Below are 18287 nucleotides of genomic sequence, written 5' to 3'. Positions count from 1 at the left end.
GTTCGGCGGTCAGTTGGCGAGCATGCCCATGCGCGCCGCGAGCGCCGCGACCTCGCGCGAGTAGGAGGGTCGTGCTCGTTGCCTCAACCCCCGCACCAGTTCGCGGACCAGGAGACTGTTGTGGACATCCTCGGGCGCTACTCGCTCAGCCTCTTTCAGGTGCAGGAGTACCGCCGGGTCCTCGCGCCGCTGCTCGTAGCAGCGGGTCAATTCCAGCAGGTGCGTGGCCTGCCGTTCGACGGAGGGCATCGCGTAGGGATCGACACCGTTGGCGATACGCAGGGCATCTCCGGTCTCACCTGCCTCCATGGCGATGGAGACCCGATGCAGCAGGACGTTCGCCGGCCCGAACACCGTCCACTGCACGTTGCCCTCACCCGCGACGCAAGCCGCTGGGTCGGCGTGGTCGCGCAGAACCTTGCGGGCATCGGACCAGCGGCGGCGGCGAGCGAGTGCCACGGCGACGACCAAGTGCAGGGATCCGTACAGCGCCGCCAGATCGGGCGTCGACTGCCAATCGCACAGTTCCGATGCGGCCTTCCGAGCCACGAGTTCGGCTCCCTCCGGCTCCCCGTCCGAAAGCAGCACATGTCCGAGGTTCCAGTCGGATGCCGCGATACGCAACGGATCGTCGGCTTCCTGCGCCGAACGGCGGGCACGATCCGCAGCGAGCAGCGAAAGGTCCATGCGGCCGGTCCGCTTGCAGTAGGTGCGCAACAGGGCATAGAGATCGGCGGCGATCCGGTGCGCATCGCGGCACTGCCGCATCTCGCCCGGGGCCCTCCAGGACCGCAGGGCATGATCGGTGTCCGTGATCAGTGTCGGCAAGAGCAGTCCGGTGTCGGAGAATCGGGTCGGCGACGACTGGTACGTGCGCCACGCAGCCTCGACGCGATCTCTCAGCACCGACAGGTCGGGCTGCGAGTCGTCCGCTGACGAGCCGAGACCCATCAGCGCCCGCTCCACCGCGTCGAGGCCGGCTCGAACCCGATCTTCCTGCACCCGTTGCGGTTCTCCCAGCAGGGCCGAGGTCGGCACCCCCAACTCCTGCGCCAGAGCGTGGAGTACGGCGATCGTCGGCGTCTTGAGGCCGCGCTCGATCTGCGACAGGTAGTCCTCGGCAATGCCGACGAGGCCCGCGATTGCGGCCTGGGTTCTACCCCGCCGGGTGCGGTAGAAGCGCACGCGTTCCCCGATGGGGATGTCCGTCGGAGAGTTGTGGCTCATCGCCGGTCCTCGTCTCGCAATTGGCACTTGTCCCCACGGTATGCGGGCAGACCATGCAACGCTGGCCGGACCGCCCGATACACACCGGAGAGTGACCATGGCACGCCACCGCCTCGTCCTGTGGGACATCGACCACACCCTGATCGACACTGGAGGCGTCGGCCGACAGGTGTTCGCCGATGCGTTCCGACACGTCACCGGCGTGAGCATGCGCGAACAAGCGAGCGTGCACGGGCGCACCGAGCAGGTCATCTTCGCCGACACGGCACGTCTCCACGATCTCGACCCGGATGCCTTCGATTTCGGCGACTTCGCCACTGCCCTGGCCGACGGCTACCGCGCCCGTGCCGCCGAGATGCGCGAGCGTGGACACGCACTGCCCGGGGCGGCATCGATCCTCGCCGCCCTGCACAAAGAGGACGGCGTCGTGCAGACCGTCGTGAGCGGCAACCCGCGCTCCGTCAGCCGCATCAAGCTGGAGATGTTCGGACTGGACGAGCGCATCGACTTCAGCCTCGGTGCCTACGGCGACGACCACACAGAGCGGCCCGAGTTGGTGCGTGCCGCCCGCCGCCTCGCCGAGGTGCGCTACGGCACAGCGTTCGACGAGGCGAACACTTTGATCATCGGGGACACCCCCGCCGACATCGACGCTGGCCTCCAGGGCGGCGCCAGAGTGATTGCGGTTGCAACCGGAGCGAGTGACAGGGGCGCGCTTTCGCATGCGGACCACGTGCTCGACGACCTGTCCGACACGGCGGCGGTCGTCGAACTCGTATGTGGGTAGAGCCCGGCGCACCCCCCGGCGCGTGCTCCACCCGAGTGCGTCGGCTACCGATCACCCGGGCGACGATGCCATGTACAACGCATCCGCCCAGTCTCCAGGGCCGCTGGAGGCGGGGCGGGCGCATGTCCGGACCCGACCAGATGCACCGGCCACCCGACACCCGCAGGGCGTGGCATGGTGGAGTCCAGCCTCGAGAAGGAGCGAGATGCCACAGCAGGTATGCCCACAGTGCGACAACGCGGGCGTCATCTTCACCCAGGTCCGAAGGGACAAGAAGAAGCCCGACGGCACCACCGTGACCGAGACTGAAGAAGTCGAGGTCAAGTGCCCCAAGTGCAAGGGACGAGGCTGGATCGATGGCTGACGAACCCGGTACCGAGGCGATCAGGTGCAACGGCTGCCAAGGCAGCGGCCTCGACACCGCGGGCCGCATGTACAAACCCGGCGACCCGAACCCCAACACGCCGGTCCCTGCGGGCCGTCCCGTCATCACGATGTGGACAGGCACCCGGTGCCCGCACTGCCGCGGCACCGGCTGGATGCGCAACGGCCCCGTCGACCCGCCCGACGGCGAGACCGGCGGCCCCTGGCGCGCCGGTCGGTGACGCACCGGGGGTATGGCCGGCCGCAGCAGCGGCCGGCAGCCTGGATGCATGGCTGATACGACGCGAATACTGGTGGGTGGGCCGCTCGACGGCGGGGAGGTCGAACTGACCGTCGCCGAGCACGAGGGGATCGGCGGCGTCTACCTCCATCAGGCGGACGCCACCGACGACCAGGTGCACCACTACGAGCCTGGCGAGAACCCCGGCGACGGCAGGTTGTACTACGAGTACAGCATTCGCTGAAGGCCGCACCGACCCGGGCAGTGTCGGACCGGCGGGTAGCGTCGCACGGATGCACGACACCCACGACAGCACACCGCTCGCCGACCACCAGACACGACAGGCCGAGGGCGAGTAGCCACCCAGGCCGCCGCCACCGAGCCCGCCGCGCCGACCAGCGCGCACACCAGATCCCACACGACGCCTCCTCCGTGGGCCGGGCGGCCCGTGGGGAGAGCGTGGCGGGAGGCGGGACCCGGGCGGGTGGGCGGCGGCCGGCCTGTGGACAACCGGGCCGGGTGTGGACAGCACAAAAGCCTCACCACCGTGAGGCGGTGGGGCTTCGCATCCCCGCATGCGCGGGGAACAAGGTCGGGCACCCCTGCAATCAGGGTCATCCCCGAGTGCTCGGGGAGCAATGCAGCTTGCCCATCGAATCCGGGCCATCCCCATATGCATGGGGAGCAGTGCCTGGCGCCCCTGTAATCAGGGCCATCCCCGCAGATGCGGGGAGCAGGTTACCGATCCCGCCGAAGCGGTGCCGGTATGTAGACCGTATCGGGTCGTCCCGACGGGTGTGCAGTGGATCGCCGAACTCACCCGTTCGGGTGAATCGGCGGGAAGCCCTTGAACTTTGCTTCACTGTGTAGCAAGGTTAGGGATGTGAGGCCGACGGACCACCCGAAGCCCACACGGAGAAGGAGCCTCCAATGACCACCGAAATCGCGAGCCACCGCACCGGCCGCACCATCCACCCCTACGACCTCCTCGACGACATGCGCAAATACGTCGGCAGCGACCGCGAAGCACACGACGCGATCCACAGCTTCCTCGCGGACATCATCGCGATCGACGGCGAGGGCGCGACGATCATCTCCAAGCGCCCCATCCGGCCGGACTTGGCCGAGGACAACCCCAGCGACCTCGACACCTATTCCTGGATCACCATCAGCGACAACGCCGAACAGGCCATCCGCGAAGCCTTCGCCGCCACCTACCCCCAGGACGGCGTCGAGGACGAGGTCGAGAACCGCAACTGACGCACGACACGAACGGCCCGCCCCGGGCGGCATCCCGGGAGCGGGCCGAGCGTGGCTCGGAAGGAGCCCGAACCATGTCCGAACCTACCGAGACGTGGACCCTCGCCCAAGCCGCCGCCCACATCCGCGCCGGCAACCCCGACTCCGCCCGCGTCACCCTCCGCCGCTGGGGCGTCAAACCCGTAGGCCGACAGCCCGGCCGTGGCGGCCAGAACCTCTACAACGCCCAAGCCGTTCGCGACGCAAAAGCCAACCGGCCCGGACAAGGCGCCCGCACCGACCTGCACACCACGCCCCAGGAGGACCCGCAATGACCAAGCTCTACGACCTCGTGACCGAAGCCATCACCGCGAACAGCACCGGCTACCTCGCCCGCGCGGCCACCGGCGGACGCATCGACGTCCCCACCACCGACGGCGGCACCGCCGAGATCAGCGCCACCGTGATCATCGCCCTCGCCGGACACCTCGCCCTCTCCGACTACCACGCCAACCCCCACATCGACGTCGAGGCCGACGGCGAGACCTTCACCACCGGCGGAGCCCGATACACCGTCGAGGGCACCAGCGTCGCCGAACTGTGCTGGGTCCCCACCTGCGACAACGAGGCCGAACCCGCCATCCGCGTGTGCCGCGAACACCTCGACGCCGAGGTCCACCCGCTCGAACCGAACGACGACCCCGCCCGGCTGCGTCGCCAGCGCATCGAGGCATGGCGGGAACGGGTCGAAGCCGACCTGCGCAGGGCTCAGACCGCCGTCCGGGACCTGGACGCGGTCGCCCCTCGCGAACACAGCGCCTGACCCCGGACAGCACGAAGCCGCCCCCGCCGCAGCCCGAAGGCAGCAGCGGGGGCTTCGTCGTTCACACTCCAGTTCGGTGGTACTCCTCCACTAAGGGATCAGGCGGCTCCGGATCGATCCCCGCCCTGGATCACCACTGCGCCACGGGCGTGTCGCAATTCGATGATCCTCCTCCCGTCCTCGAGGTAGCGGCGGTAGCGTGCGCGCACCGAAGACCCGGGGGGGTTCATGTACAGACGTACCGTCGCCGCAGGCAGCGCGGCGCTGCTCGCGCTCGTGCTCGCGTCCTGCTCGTCGGATGGAGGTTCGAAGACGTCGACGAGCGGCCTGCCGGCTCCGGGCGCGCCGACGGAACCGCCGGGGACGATCCCCGCAGCGCAGGCTTCGCCGGTGGGCCTGGGGCAGCCGTTCGTCCTACCGGGGTTGGAGGTCACCACGACCGTGCAGCCGGTCCCGGTGTTCACCGGCGCCCGCGCCTCGACGCCCGAGGGACAGGTCAACGCCGAGTTCATCCCGGCCGGTTCGCGTCCGGTCATGGTTCGCGTTGCCGTGGCGAACACGGGGCAGGCGCCGTTCGACCTGTCGAAGGTGTTCGTCCGCGACATGGTCGGGACCACGTCTGGTGGGAAGGCGAACTACACGGACCTGGGCAACGTTCGCGAGGAGCCGTTCGCGGGTTCGGTCGCGCCCGGGTCGACAGGGTCCGGCGCGGTGGGTTACGTCGTTCCGGGCCCGGTCGCCTCGGCGTTCAGGATCACGGTGGCGATGCAACCGGGCTTCGGCGGCCCGTTCCCAGACGTGGTGGTGACGGGCTCTCTGCCCGCGTCGTGACCGCGACCGTGCTTGTTCACTCGCAAGCGCGATGCGCGGCCCCATCCCACCTGCGAATCTGGGGACATGAGCAGCCTCTTCCACTACACGTTCGGCGCGCCTCCGCGCCCCGACTACGTGTACGGGCCTCACGGAATCGGCGTGCGCACGGATCTGGTGGAGGCGATCGTCGAGGCGTGGGACGGATCGGTGCCGACCGGCGCGCCCGGGCTCCTGCGGGATGCCTGCGAGGGGCAGCGCACGGTGGAGGACGTGGCGCGCATCGCGGCCGTGGCGGTTGCCGCACGTCTGGTGGGGACCTCGCCGACCTGAGTACGCAAGAAAGGGCGGCCCCTCGACACCCGGCCGGGTGTCGAGGGGCCGCCTTGTCTATCTGCGCCGTGCGGCGGTGGTCGTGGGGGTGCCGGTCGGGGCGGTGCGGGTGCACACGAGTGCGTTCGGGTCCCAGGTCGGGGTCGCGAGGCCGTAGTCGCTCGGGCAGGCCGGGCCCGGCGGGCCGGAGGCGCCCCGCTCCCCCGCTGCGCCTGCCGGCCCCGGAGGCCCGGGTTCGCCCTGGGGGCCGGCGGGTCCGGCCGCGCCGGTCGTGCCGTCGGCGCCCGGGGGGCCGGGCGGGCCCGTGGCGTCGGCGCCGTTGCGGCCGTCGCCGCCCTGGGAGCCGGGAGGACCGGAGGGTCCGGGTGGTCCGGGCGGCCCGGTGGCGCCGATTCCGGGGGCTCCGTCGCGTCCGGGTTCCCCGGGCGGTCCCTGCTCGCCGGATTTGCCCGGGTCGCCGCGGCTGCCCGGTGGTCCGGCGACGGGTGTGCCGCCCATTCCCTGTACCTGGGTGGCGAGTTGGTCGCGTGCTCGGTTGGCGTCGCGCAGCTCGGCGGAGAGTTGCACGACCTGGACGGCGAGCCATCCCGCGCCGGCGAGGGCGAGGATCACGGTGACGACGGCGAGCCATTCGGCGCCGCGAAGGCGTCGGCGGCCCGTGGTGGGGGCCTGTTCGCTCATCGGATCGCCGCCCATATCGTCGCCGCCACCGCCAGCACCCCCAGGAGGATCGGGATGATCGCCGAGTACAGGCGGGTCTGCCGGTCGCGTTCCCGGCGTTCCTGCTCGGCCCGCTGGTACGCCTCGAAGTCGTCCTCGAGGCGCGCCGCCTCGTTGCGCAACTTTTCGAGTTCGCGGGCGAGTTCGGCCATCCGCCATTCGGTATGGGCGCTCTGCGCCGCGTACACCTCGGTGGTCACCATGCGGTCCAGGCGGGCGTTCAGGGCCGCCATGCCGTCGCGGAGTTCGCCGCGGAGGGCGTCGATCGATCGGCCCAACTCTCCGACGGTCAGCTCATCGGGCATGGCAGCACCCGCCCGCTCAGGCCGGTCGCGACCCGGGCGGTGTGCCCGGGTCCTTGGCGGCGGGGAGCAGCGATGCGGTCGCTGTGGAGCCCACGAAGCGGGCGAGGAGTGCCTTGAGTACGGAGAGCGCGGCGGTCAGGCCCGCGAAGCCGGCCGCTCGGGCATGCGAGAGGTCGAGGGTGCCGGCCAGGAGGAGTGCGGCGATGCCGGCTTCGGCGAACGTTGCGGCCACGCGCTCGAACACGTCGACGGCGTAGGCGTATCCGGTGCGGATGGTGGGGTCGGCGGCGCGGTGGCCAAGGAACGAGGTGAGGGCCGCGCGCAGGACGGTCAGCGCGGCCATGACGCCGGCCAGGGCGGCGGTCTCGGCCGTGCTCAGGTTGTAGGCGTCCGCGACCATCCACGCGGACGCGAATGCCTCGACGAAGGACGCTGCGGTGCGTTCGGCCAGGGTGGCGAGGTACTTGCCGGGGATGGTCGTGGTCATGGGGTCACCTTGAATCCGTGTGCGTCGCCGAGCCTGCTCAGCGAGGTTCGTCCGGGGTAGCCGTCGGCGTCCGATCCCGAGTAGCCGAGGCGGCGTTGCCAGGCGGCGTAGGCGGAGACGGTCCGGGTGCCGTAGGAGCCGTCCGCGTAGGAGGAGGCCAGCAGGCCCTCGGCGACGAGGGCGTTCTCCACGGTCAGGACGTCGTCGGGGTGGGTGAGGTGGCCGGTTGCGGCGGGGACGTCGGCGCGGGCGGCGGCGATCAGGTTGGACAGGGACACGGTCGGCGTGTCGTTGCGGGAGGGCAGGGCTCCGAGGAGGCGGATGAGGGATTCCTCGCCGGGGACGCCGTCGGCGTCGGATCCGCGGTATCCCAACGAGCGTTGGTAGTCGGCGTAGTTGAGGGTGTCGGCATCGGTCCAGTCCGGTCCGGGTCCGGTGGTGTAGTGGCTGCCGAAGCCGGCCGCGACCAGGGCTCGGCCCACCGCGGTGACGTGGTCGCCGTGCGCGCCGTAGCCGTAGAGGAGTCCGTTGATGGAGTCCTGGGCTCGGGAGACGCCGCCGGGGGATCCGCCGCCGGGGGTGGTGGTGCCGTTCGGTGGGACCTTCGAGGTGTCGATCGCGCCGGGGTCGCCGTGGTCGTTGCCGGGGATTTGGCTGTGCCCGTAGTGGCCGCCGCGGCCCAGCCAGGTGGCGCGGTCGCGGTCGTCGTGGTCTCCCGGGTAGCGCTGGGGGGCGCCGGCGGGCCAGGTGTCGGGGATGCCCCAGGCGCGCATCGCGCCGATCAGCTTCAGGAAGTTGGGTTTGCCGGCCGGGTCGAAGCCGTCGGTCCACGGTTCGGAGGCGCGTCCGCACACCTCGACCTGGATGCAGACGCGGCCGGTGCGGTTGGTGCGTGAGGTGCCGTCGTTGCGCAGGGCTCGGCCGCTGGTGTCGAGGGCGGCGAATTGGCCGAGGCGGTCGGAGGCGGGGTCGTAGAGGACCTGCGGCCAGACGGATTCGCGCTTGAGGTAGGACGCCATCGAGGTGAACCAGCCGCTGCCGGAGGGGGATTCGACGGTGTGCCAGACGGCGCGCGGCGGCAGGTTCGGGGTGTCCATGGAGCCGCCGGTGTCGGGGCCGAGGCGTTCGGCGCCGGGGATGTAGGACGGTCCGGTCATGGGGTCACCGCTGTTTCGGTCGGGCGCGCGGGGGCGTCGACGGGGAGGTAGTGGTCGAGGTCGCCGTCGGCGCGGAGCACGTAGATCCCGCCGTCGCGGCCGGTTTTGGGTTCGCGTTCGGGGTGGGTTTCGCAGGCGGCGAGTACCGCTTCGACGTGCTCGCCGGGGACGATTCCGCAGTAGGTGGTCTCGTCGCCGGGGTGGACGATCGCGGCGTGGTAGTGGGGCATGGGGTTCTCCGGGCGCGGGAAAAGGGGGGGTCCTCGGGCTGTTGCGGCCCGGGGTGTGGCGAGGGGTCAGAGGCTGGAGGACACGCCGTCCACGGCGATCCAGTGCGGGGAGCCCTCGAGGATGAGGGCGTTGATCCAGCCGTTGGTGGGGTCGATCTCCAGGCGGGCGTGGATCTGCGCGGCCCACTCGGTGGCGACGATGTAGTAGCGGTAGTAGCCGGGCCAGTAGCCGCCGGGCAGGGTTCCCAGGTGGATGACGCTCTCGGCGTCGAAGCCTTCGCCGTCGGTGCGGCGCAGGGTGCCGCGCATTTCCACGACGCCGTTGACCAGCCGGTAGGCGGGGCTGCCGGAGTTGTAGGAGATGCCGGACGCCACGGGGAACGGGATCCAGGGGCCGGGCGTCAGGGGCTGCCAGTTCGCGCCGTCGTAGTAGTCGATGCGGTCCGCGTCCTTGACGTAGGTGACCATGCCCTCCTGGGCGGCGGAGTCGCCGATGAGGGTGGCGCCGCGGTTGGCCGCGGATGCGAACCGCATGACGGAGCGTCCGGCGGCGGCGTCGGCGATGCCCTTGCCGAGGGCTTGGGCGTCGGGTGAGTCGGTGAGGAGCGAGTAGGGGATCTCCTGGCCGTATTTGTCGGTAGCGGGCATGCGTCACCTCCACCCGGACTCGTGATTGCCGGGCGTTGCAGGGGGGTTCGTGGGTTCAGGCGAGCTTGCCGGTCACGCGCCATTCGCCGGCCCGGTTGCGGTCCGCCCACACGCGGTCGCCCACGACGGGGCTGGTGTAGGTGGCGGCGCGGCGGGCTTTGACGACGGTGCCGCCGCCGACGTCGACGAGGAGGGTTCCGGCGGTGGAGTCGGGGGTGAGGGCGGTGACGGTGCCCATGCGCCAGTCGGCGGAGGATTCGTCCAGCAGGCGGCGCACGACGTCGTGGATGATGTCGGCGAGGTCCATCAGGGCTCCGGGTCGTCGGCCGCCGACATGGTCTTGATGGAGCAGGGTCCGTCGCCGAGGGGGATGGTGAGGGAGCGCACGATGTGGAGGGTGCGGGTGCCGTCGGTGTAGATCGTGCGCACGCAGTCCCCCGGTTCCAGGGCGGGGTTGGGGACCGATTGCAGGTCGACGGTGGTCTTGAGGCCGATGCCGGTGCGCAGGAGACCTTCGGCGGCGACGGTGCAGTCCCCGGTCGTGATCAGGAGCGGCGATTCGTAGGTGAGCAGGCGCTGACCGAGGGGTCCGCCCCAGCGGGTCGGGCTGGTGGGGTCGGTGTCGACGACGAGGTCGGTGACGGGGGCGACGTTGTCGGTGGAGTTCTGGCCGGACGCGCGGACGCCGTTGTAGAGGCCGTCGGAGGACAGTCCCCAGCCGGCGGACACCTGGACGCCGCCGGGGCCCGCGGCGACGTCCCACACGGGGGTCGCGCCGTCGGGGGCGGGCGGCAGGTCGGCGACCACGAGTGTGCCGACCGCGTCGAAGTAGCAACTCGCGCCGATGGCCTTGGCGAGTTCACGGCAGGCGGACCATCGGTCGTCGCCCGCCTTCCAGACCCGGTAGGCGGGGGTGCGGTCGTGGGTGGTGCGGTCGTCGACGACGACGGCCGGCATGACCGTGATCACGGCGGCGGAGATCGCGTCGACGTGGGAGCCGAACCCGCGCGTGTCCCACGAGGCGGTGAACCTGGCCGCCTGGACGACGACTTCGCGTCCCTTGGCGGTGACGGTGACCGGGCCCGTGTCGCGGTCCCCGGACACCTGGGTGATCACGTGGACGCCGCAGGGCACGACCTCGGTGGTGCCGTCGGTGTAGGTCAGGCCCTGGTAGGGGTGCAGTGCCTGGCCGTAGGGGGCGAGAAAGTCCGCGGGGTCGAACGGGAGGAGGGACGGGTCGGAGACGGTGAGCGTCATCGAATAGCGGACGTCGGATCCGGCGTCCGCGGTGACGGTGCCGTCCTCGTAGGGGACGCCGGACAGCAGGAGGGTGACGCCCTGGAGGACGTCGACCCTCCCGGCCTGGTTGTGGCTCAGGGTGAGCGCGGGCAGGAACCGTGGGGTGACGGTGAGCACTTCACACCCCCTGGAGGACGTCGAGCCACGTCGAGTACTTCGCGAGGACCGCAGCCCAGGTGGTCGCGGTCGCGTCGTCCTTGACGGTCTGCCAGGTACGGGACGCGGACCCGACCATGCCGCCGGTCGGGCGGGCGACGACGGTGAGCGGCAGGGTCCAGCGCCGGCCGGCCTCGGAACCCATCTGCACCACGCGGGGCGACTGCACGGATCCCACGGACACGTACTGGTAGTCGAGGCCCCAGCCGGGCCGCGCCCGCAGGAGCAGGACGTGGCCGGTCTCCAGCGTGAACCGCAGTTGGGTGTCGTCGCTGGTGGTCCAGGTGTAGGCGGCCAGGTCGCCTTCCGGGGTCCGGCGCACGTCGGAGCGCACGATCGGGTCGGCACGGCCCCGCACCCGATACACGGCCCGTTCGATGCCGAACGTCCAGTCCGGCGGCTTCTCGATCATGAGCCGGATGGATCGGGCGGGTTGGCCCGGGTCGGACAGCCATACATACGCCGGGTCGGCCGGCGGAGCCACGACGATGCCGGTGGTGCCGGTGCTGTAGTCGACGGCGGGCGGCCCGGGGGCGTGCCGGATGTACTCGTAGTGGATCTCGGCGCCGAGGGGGACCTCGTAGTCGGTGACGACCATGACCGCGCCCGGGACGGCCACGTTCTCGAGGTCGCCGCCGTAGCCGCGGACGGGCGAGCGGGTGCCGTCCGGGTCGACGCGGTGCACGGTGATGGAGGTGGCGCCGGACGAGGTGGCGTTGTTGATGACCAGGGTCGCGGAGCCCGTTTCCGGGTGGGCGGTGAGTTCGTAGGGCGGAGTGCCGACGCTGAGGCCGACCGCGTCGACCCACCACACCTGACCGGCGAGCGTGGACTGCGGTAGGGACACCACCCGGGCCCACGCCGCGCCGGGCGGGGCCTTGCGGCCGATGGTGTTCGACCACCAAGAGCCGGGCGTGAGGCCGAGGTCCCGGTCGGGGCCGGCGTTGCCCAGCCAGGTGACGCCGTCCGAGGCGTACCAGTCGATGTCGGTCCACATCGCGCCGGCGGTCGCAGACCGATAGCTCTGCTTGGCCAGGTAGTAGGTGCCGGCGACGACCGGCACGAGCGCGGTTGTCTGGGCGCGACCCTGGCCGGCGGCGGGGGTCGTGACCTCCATGGACCAGAAGCCGGCGGACGCCTGCGCGGTGGTGCGGGCGATGCTCGCGTTCGCCCCCGCGGCCCAGCCGGTGAGATCGCACTCCATCGACTCGACGCCGAACGCGAGGAGGTTGCCGGCCACGCTGAACGGCGCGGTGCGGATCGTCATCTGGTCGACGTACACGACCTGCGCGGCGGCGGTGGCCTGCGGCCGGACGACGAGCCGGACCTTGGTCGCGGTCGCCGGGGGTTTCGCGGCCACGCCCAGGCGCTGCCAGGTCGTCACCGCGGTGACCGTGGTGGTGCTGGTCGTCCCGACCTGCGCGTTCGACGCGTCGTACCACCACAGGTCCGCCTGGACCGTGAGCGCAATCGGCGTGCGGATCCAGAAGTACCCGAAGTACTCGGTGCCGGCGGCGACGGCCGGTGTCGCCACCGAGCGGACCTGGACGTCGCCGGACGCGGTCGCGGTGACCGCGAGCGAGTACCAGCCCTCGACGAACTGGGCGGACGAACGCGCCGCCGTGCAGTTGACGGACGCCGTCCAGCCGCTCGCGTCCATCTCGATGGACTGGTCGTTGTAGAACAGCAGGTTGCCGCTCTGGAGGAGCGGCGGGCCGAGGCCGACCTCGTCGACGAGGATCTGCCCGCCGGCGAGCATGCCCGTCACGGTGACGGTGAGTTTGACCTGGGTCGCGGTCGCCGGGGCGACGGCGTCCACGAACGTCGGGGGTGTGACCCACGCGGTGGACGCGGGCATGGCCGTCGGGGTGGTGCCGACCGAGGTCCCGACGGTGGCGTTGGATGCGTTCAGCCAGGTCAGGGTCAGCGACACCGTGCGGCCCGCGACCGCCGCGGTGTTCGCGGTGAACGCGAACGCCAGGTACTCGGACAGGGCGGTGATCGGCACCGCCCCGGTGGTCGCGACCACCGACCCGTTCGCGGTCGCCGTCAACCGCATGCACGCGGCGCCGGTGTACCAGACACCGGTGACCCGGGCCGCCGTGGTGTTGCTCCCGGCCGTCCAGGTCCCGATGTTGGTTTCGAACCCGGACGTGTTCGCGTCGAGGAGGTTCGTGCTGATCGCCACCGGTCACCCCCTGCCCATGCCGAGCCGACCCGCGAGTTCGTCCTGTTTGCGATCGATCCGGCCGTCGACGACGCCCAGCAATTCCCCGCCCGAGAGGCGGAGTTCGCCGGTGAACACTCCCCCGCCGTCGCCGCCGCGCACCCCGGAGAACAGTGCTGCGGACTGCGCCGGGGTGAAAACCGGCTCGGGCCGCCCGAGCCCGTTGTACGTCAGGTTCAACCCCGGAGGCAGATAGCCGCCGCTGTCGAACGCCAACGGGACGATGCCGCCGGCCTTGTATCCCAGATAACCGCCGCCCGCCGACAGCGACCGAATTCCCGGAGTATTGAAGGGAGTTCCGTAGCGGGCTGCAATGTAGCGAATCGCCGCAATTGCATTGTGGATCGGGTTCAGGATGTCGTCCATGCCGGGCAACTTGTATGCATTGAAAGTCGGCGGAATGGTCTGCATCAACCCGAACGTCCCGCCGTATCGCTGGTTCGAGTCCCAGTGGTTTTCCGCACGCGGATTTCCACCCGATTCGAATTTCGCGATCGTCATCAACGGTGCGAGCCATTCGGCCGGCTTCCCGGTCGCCGCGAGCGCGGCCCGCAGCCAGCCGGCGACGTCGCCGAAGGCGCTCACGGAGCCGCCCATGACGTCGGACGCCATACGGCGCACGTCGACGACGTTCGCGATTCCGGACTCCCCGACGCCCAGTCCCGGGCGCGGCGCGTTCCAGATGACGCCGGGGCGCAGGTACATGCCGACGTGGCTCGGAGAGGGACCTTCGAACTGCTCGAAGACCAAGTCGCCGGGCACGGCGTCCCGCATCGCGATGTGCCGGCCGCGTTTGACCTGGTCGTAGGTCGTGCGGCCGATCTCCACACCGACCGCCTTGTAGGCGGCCTGCGTCAGGCCGGAACAGTCGATGCCCAACCTCGAGGTGCCGCCCCACAGGTACGGCACGCCCGCATAGGTCATGGCCTCGCGCAGCGCGGACGCCGCGACGCCGACGCCGGAAAGCGCCTGCTTGCGGTCGTCCTCGCGGATCCAGTCGATGACACCGTCGATCGCCTTGTTCGGCAGGCCGCGCGCGACCTTCGACCAGGGACTCTCGCCTCGGATCTCCCCGATCATGGCCCGCACAGGCTTCATCGCCAGCTCGACGGAACCCGCGAGGAAACCCCGGGCGAGACTGGCACCCTTGTCCAGGACCCAGGACGCGCCGGGAATCGCGTCGATTCCCGACTTGACGGTGTCGACGACACTGCCGACGATTCCGCCCCACGAATACGCGCCCACGATCGGCGTCGTGGACAGTGCGGAACGCACCCCGGCCACACCGCCGCTGCGGGCGGCGGCATTCATGGAGTTGACAAATCCGGGGCCGACGGCGCGCGTCCATTCCGGACGCATGATGGCCTCGCCACCGGAAACGGCGGCAAGCCCGATGTCACGCCCGGGCGTATATCCCGGGTAGATACCGCCGCTTGCGAATCCGGCCACGCCGTCCGGCAGGGAGGGCAAACCGACCTTGTCGGCCACCCAGTTCCATACCTTTTTGATGCCCTTGTCGTAGACCTGGTTGACGACGAACCGCACGGGCGCGGCGACGATTTCCTTCAGGAATCCCCAGAGAAGGGTGATCCCGTCGATCGCAACCCTGAACGCTTTCTGGGCGTTGGTCATCGTGTCGCCGATGACCGCGCCGATCTTGTCGAACCAGGGCTTGATCCAGACCTGGTAGAGGTCCTGGGCCCAGGAGCCGACCGCCTGCATCCCGCCGGTGATCGAGTCGAAGCTCGGCTTCAGGAACATGCTCCACGCCAACGACACCGCGCTCGAGATGCCCGACCAGACGGGCTCGAACACGCCGTGCCACAGGTCGCCCAGGCGGTCGCCGACCCAGCCGCATCCGGCGCCGATGGCGTCCAACGTCGGCTTGAGGATGTTCCGCCAAGCCCAGTCGGCCGCCCCGGACATGCCCGACCAGGCCGGCTCGAACACGCCGTGCCACAGGTCGCCCAGGCGGTCGCCGACCCAGCCGAGCCCGGCGCCGATGCCCTCCAGTGTCGGCTTGAGGATGTTCCGCCAGGCCCAGTCCGCAGCCATGGACATGCCGGTCCAGACGGGCTCGAATATGTCGTGCCACAGCCACAGCCCGATGGCCGCGAGAAGGCGGAAGGCGATCAGCAGCGGCGCGATCAGGATCACGAGGACGATCGCCGCGAGGATGCGCGCACCGACGCCGATGCCGTCGAACACGGGCGAAAGCACTTTGCGCCACAGCCAGTTCGCGGCCTCGGCGACCGCGTTCCAGCCGGCCACCAGGCCGTCGACGACCGGCTTGATGCCGTTGCGCCACATGACTCCGGCCGCGTCGGCGATCGCGAGGAACACCGGCCGCAGCACGTGCTCCCAGACCCACCGGAACACGGCGGTGACCTTGTCCCAGTGCAGGACCAACAGCACGATCACCGCGATCACGGCGGCGATGATCATGATGAGCTGGCCCATCGGCGTCATCTTCGACACCGCCGCGTTGATGGCCATCGCCGTGTTGATCGCGCGCCACGCGATCGCGTACAGAACCAGGAACTGGATGACGCCGGGCAGCCGCTCGGCCAGCAGCGCGATGAACTGCGCGACGGCGGTGAGGATCACCAGTGCCGGCCCGCGCAGAGGTTCCAGCGCGTTGCTCACCTCGAGGATCGCCCGCCCCATCGCGGCGAACGCCTCTTTCAACAGGGGGGCGTTGCGTGAGGCGTTGTCCAGGAACCGTTCGAACTCGGGGGAACCCTTGAGCTGTGTACCCCAGTTCGCGAACCGGCCCGTCGCCTTCTCCATGCGGGCGGCGATCGAGTCCATGTGAGGGTTGAAGGCATCGAAGATCCCGGCGATCCCCCGGAAGAGATTGCCGAAAGAGACCCCCATCCCCTCGATCGCACGCGGCATCGCAATCGTCAGGTCGGCCTTGAAGGAGGCCCAGAACGGGTCGCGCGCGAAGGAGCGCGAGGCCCGGTCCATCAGCCGCCCGATGCCGTCGGCCGCTGCCATGACCATCGGCGTCAGCGTCGGCAGAGTCCTGGTGAGACCGTCGACGAACCGCGTGAAAAGCGGCATCACCGCAGGTGAAGCCGCATCGGACCACGCCTTGAACGCGTCCTTGAGCCGCAGGACCGCGTCGTAGGTGGAGCGCGTCGCGGGGTTCATCTTCGCGAGCGCGTCCTGGTACTTCTGCGCGGCGGTCGCCGCCGCATCCATGCCGCCGGCCGACTGCTCGGCCGCGGCTGCCGCCGCGAGTTGGGCCGACTGGATACCGCGCTGCGCGGAGGCGACCTGGTCCGCGGACTGCTGAGCCGCCTGTGCCGCGTTGCGCTGCGCGTCGGCGAGTTGCTGCTGCGCGTCCGCGACGGCACGCGCACCCTCGGTCTGCGCCGTGCGGACACCGGCGGCGGCCTCGACGGCGCGCCGATCGGCCTGCGTCACGGCCTCCTTGGCCTTGACGACCTGGTCGGAGCCCTCCACCCCCGCCTTCGCGGCAGCCGCCGCGCTCTCCTGGAGGCGGCCGTTCTCGCGCCGCTGGTCCTCCAGGCGCTGTACGGCCTCGTCGTAGGCGAGTTGCGCTTCCTCGCGGTCCAACCGCGACACCGACGCACCGGCCTCGCGCGTCGAAGCCAGCCGCTGCTGGGCGCGCTCGACCGCCAGCACCGCGCTGCGCTCGTCGAGGGCCGCCCCGGCAAGCCGGGACCGCATGTCCTCCAACTCCAGGCGCGCCGCCTTGCGGGCGTCGGTCAGCGCGATCTGCGCCCGCCGCGCGTCGGCCTGGGCGTCGACGAGCTGCTGTTCCGCCTGCCTCGCGCGCTCCGCCGCCTGCACCTGGGCATCGCCGACGGCACGCTGCGCGGCCGAGACCTGCCGCAGCGACTGTTCGCGCTGCTGGGCGGCCTGCCGGTACGCCTGGGTGAGAGTCTGCTGCGCGCCCTCCATCTGAAGGGCCTGCTGCTGGGCCTGGATCGCCTGCTGAGCGGCAGCCGCGCCGGACTTCCCGGAGGCTGTGGCTGCCGCTTCGTTGGCGGCCTTCTGTGCCTGCAACGCGCCGGCGATCTTCATGATCCCGGGCACGGCGACGAGCGCGACCGCGCCGATGCCCGCCGCAGCGGCGAACGCGGCCGAGGTGACGGCGCCCAGGCCGGCGGCCAGGACACCGATCGCGGGTGGCACAATCACGGCGCCCAGCGCGGCGGCGAGTTGCAGGATGTTGCTCATCGCCGAACTGGTGTGGATCGGAATGTCGATCCGCTTGCGGTCCAGGATGTCGGCCTGGAGCTCGACGGCCTTCAGTTCGCGCCGCGCGTTCATGGCGTCGACGCGGACGTCGAGGTCGACGTCCTTGTTCATCCCGAGCTTGGCCAGCTCGGCCCGAATCTGGTCGATCTTCGCCTGCGCCGCGGCGGCGTCGATGTCGATGCCGACGCGGACGTCGCGCAGTTGCTCCAGCTCGGCGCGCAGGCCCTGGATCCGGGCACGCGCCGGGGACGTGTTGGAGTCGATGTTGATGTTCGGCAGGCTCGCCTGCGCGGCCTGGACTGCGGCGCGCAGCCGGGCGCCGAACCCGCCGTCCACCTCGAGGCGGACTTCCCAGGGCTTGAGGGTCGCGAGCCTGATCTGCTCGCGCATCGCCTCCAGTTCGGCGATCGCACGGGCGGTGTCGACCCGGACGCGGACGTTCGGGCTGATCGCGCCCAGGCGGCGCAGTTCGGCCTCGAGGGCTTCCGCCTCGATGCGCGCCTCGTCGGCGCCGATGTCGATGCCGATGCGCTTGTCGCGCAAAGACTCCATCCGCACCCGCAGCGCCTGGAGGTCGGACTCGGCCTCGGAGGTGTTGGCGCCGACCTTGATGTTGGGTAGGGATCGAACCGCGGCCTCGACGCGGGTCTTCAGCTCGCGTGAGAATGCGCCGCCGGTCTCGGCGCCAGCGCGCCCGCCCTGCGCGGCCGCCAACTTGCCGCTCGTGCGGATCGTGTCCGGGAGCGCGTCGCGCACCGCGCGGCGCAGTTCCCGCGAGATCTCCTCGCCGAGCTGGCGCCCGATGCGGATGCCCGCCCCGACGACCTGGACCTGGAGTGCCTGGGTGAGGCGGTTGCCCATCTGCTGACCGGCTTCGGTGCCGACGGTGTTCGCGGCGGGCAGGATGCCGTTGCGCAGCCGGGTCAGGATCCCCTGGGTGTTGGGGATGACGTGCACCTCGACGGTGCCCACGGTGATCGGCACGAGGAGTCACCTCCTCGT

20 protein-coding genes are annotated in these 18287 nt (G+C 70.7%); 9 read left to right on the top strand and 11 right to left on the bottom strand.

Features of this window, described 5'->3' with window-relative positions; all coding sequences use genetic code 11:
• Nucleotides 1-9 precede the first annotated feature (9 nt).
• On the bottom strand, nt 10-1227 hold the full coding sequence (locus tag B4N89_RS28025) for a helix-turn-helix domain-containing protein (RefSeq protein ID WP_078978557.1): 1218 nt from the start codon (nt 1225-1227) through the stop codon (nt 10-12).
• Nucleotides 1228-1267: 40 nt separating this feature from the next.
• Between B4N89_RS28025 and B4N89_RS28020 the strand changes: the two genes are divergently transcribed.
• The 9 genes from B4N89_RS28020 (at nt 1268) to B4N89_RS27990 (ending at nt 5823) form a co-directional block, all read left to right on the top strand.
• Nucleotides 1268-2014 (top strand): HAD family hydrolase, encoded by a 747-nt coding sequence (locus tag B4N89_RS28020; protein WP_321170727.1) that lies wholly within the window; start codon nt 1268-1270, stop codon nt 2012-2014.
• A 205-nt stretch (nt 2015-2219) separates the two neighbouring features.
• A complete protein-coding gene (locus tag B4N89_RS50020) occupies nt 2220-2378 on the top strand; it encodes a hypothetical protein (RefSeq protein WP_161500841.1) in 159 nt (52 codons plus the stop codon).
• Nucleotides 2371-2619, top strand: a complete 249-nt coding sequence (locus tag B4N89_RS28015; protein ID WP_101897196.1) for a hypothetical protein — start codon at nt 2371-2373, stop codon at nt 2617-2619. Before B4N89_RS50020 ends, B4N89_RS28015 begins: the two co-directional genes overlap by 8 nt.
• 48 nt (nt 2620-2667) lie before the next feature.
• Nucleotides 2668-2862 (top strand): hypothetical protein, encoded by a 195-nt coding sequence (locus B4N89_RS49140; protein WP_143658116.1) that lies wholly within the window; start codon nt 2668-2670, stop codon nt 2860-2862.
• Nucleotides 2863-3548: 686 nt separating this feature from the next.
• Nucleotides 3549-3878, top strand: a complete 330-nt coding sequence (locus B4N89_RS28010) for a hypothetical protein (protein WP_078978554.1) — start codon at nt 3549-3551, stop codon at nt 3876-3878.
• A gap of 74 nt (nt 3879-3952) precedes the next feature.
• Complete coding sequence (locus B4N89_RS28005) at nt 3953-4192, top strand: hypothetical protein (RefSeq protein ID WP_078978553.1); 240 nt, start codon at nt 3953-3955, stop codon at nt 4190-4192.
• Entirely contained in the window at nt 4189-4680 is a 492-nt protein-coding gene (locus tag B4N89_RS28000; protein ID WP_078978552.1) for a hypothetical protein, read from the top strand. Before B4N89_RS28005 ends, B4N89_RS28000 begins: the two co-directional genes overlap by 4 nt.
• A 228-nt stretch (nt 4681-4908) precedes the next feature.
• Nucleotides 4909-5511: a hypothetical protein gene (locus tag B4N89_RS27995; RefSeq protein ID WP_078978551.1), complete on the top strand. Its 603-nt coding sequence runs from the start codon at nt 4909-4911 to the stop codon at nt 5509-5511.
• 66 nt (nt 5512-5577) lie between these two features.
• Nucleotides 5578-5823: a hypothetical protein gene (locus tag B4N89_RS27990; protein ID WP_078978550.1), complete on the top strand. Its 246-nt coding sequence runs from the start codon at nt 5578-5580 to the stop codon at nt 5821-5823.
• A 57-nt stretch (nt 5824-5880) separates the two neighbouring features.
• Here B4N89_RS27990 and B4N89_RS52705 read toward each other — a convergent pair whose 3' ends face one another.
• The 10 genes from B4N89_RS52705 to B4N89_RS27940 all read right to left on the bottom strand — a co-directional run bounded on the left by B4N89_RS52705 (nt 5881) and on the right by B4N89_RS27940 (nt 18269).
• Nucleotides 5881-6504, bottom strand: coding sequence for a collagen-like protein (locus B4N89_RS52705; protein ID WP_201260919.1), 624 nt, complete (start codon nt 6502-6504; stop codon nt 5881-5883).
• Complete coding sequence (locus tag B4N89_RS27980; protein ID WP_078978548.1) at nt 6501-6848, bottom strand: hypothetical protein; 348 nt, start codon at nt 6846-6848, stop codon at nt 6501-6503. The genes B4N89_RS52705 and B4N89_RS27980 overlap by 4 nt, the downstream gene beginning before the upstream one ends.
• Before the next feature lie 16 nt (nt 6849-6864).
• A complete protein-coding gene (locus B4N89_RS27975; protein ID WP_078978547.1) occupies nt 6865-7335 on the bottom strand; it encodes a hypothetical protein in 471 nt (156 codons plus the stop codon).
• Complete coding sequence (locus tag B4N89_RS27970; protein ID WP_078978546.1) at nt 7332-8492, bottom strand: peptidoglycan-binding protein; 1161 nt, start codon at nt 8490-8492, stop codon at nt 7332-7334. The genes B4N89_RS27975 and B4N89_RS27970 overlap by 4 nt, the downstream gene beginning before the upstream one ends.
• Nucleotides 8489-8722 (bottom strand): hypothetical protein, encoded by a 234-nt coding sequence (locus B4N89_RS27965; protein ID WP_078978545.1) that lies wholly within the window; start codon nt 8720-8722, stop codon nt 8489-8491. Before B4N89_RS27965 ends, B4N89_RS27970 begins: the two co-directional genes overlap by 4 nt.
• A 66-nt stretch (nt 8723-8788) precedes the next feature.
• The gene (locus B4N89_RS27960; protein ID WP_078978544.1) at nt 8789-9370 is read right to left on the bottom strand and encodes a hypothetical protein; all 582 of its coding nucleotides are present in this window, start codon (nt 9368-9370) and stop codon (nt 8789-8791) included.
• Nucleotides 9371-9425: 55 nt separating this feature from the next.
• Complete coding sequence (locus tag B4N89_RS27955; RefSeq protein WP_078978543.1) at nt 9426-9677, bottom strand: hypothetical protein; 252 nt, start codon at nt 9675-9677, stop codon at nt 9426-9428.
• Entirely contained in the window at nt 9677-10786 is a 1110-nt protein-coding gene (locus B4N89_RS27950) for a DUF5047 domain-containing protein (RefSeq protein WP_078978542.1), read from the bottom strand. Before B4N89_RS27950 ends, B4N89_RS27955 begins: the two co-directional genes overlap by 1 nt.
• Nucleotide 10787: 1 nt before the next feature.
• Entirely contained in the window at nt 10788-13013 is a 2226-nt protein-coding gene (locus B4N89_RS27945) for a hypothetical protein (protein WP_078978541.1), read from the bottom strand.
• Nucleotides 13014-13016: 3 nt separating this feature from the next.
• Nucleotides 13017-18269 (bottom strand): NlpC/P60 family protein, encoded by a 5253-nt coding sequence (locus tag B4N89_RS27940; protein WP_078978540.1) that lies wholly within the window; start codon nt 18267-18269, stop codon nt 13017-13019.
• Nucleotides 18270-18287 lie beyond the last annotated feature (18 nt).

Origin of the sequence: Embleya scabrispora, from assembly GCF_002024165.1 — a bacterium.
Taxonomy (GTDB): Bacteria; Actinomycetota; Actinomycetes; order Streptomycetales; family Streptomycetaceae; genus Embleya; species Embleya scabrispora_A.
Note: the sequence above shows the minus strand (reverse complement) of the source record. Positions and strands in the feature narration are given on the sequence as shown.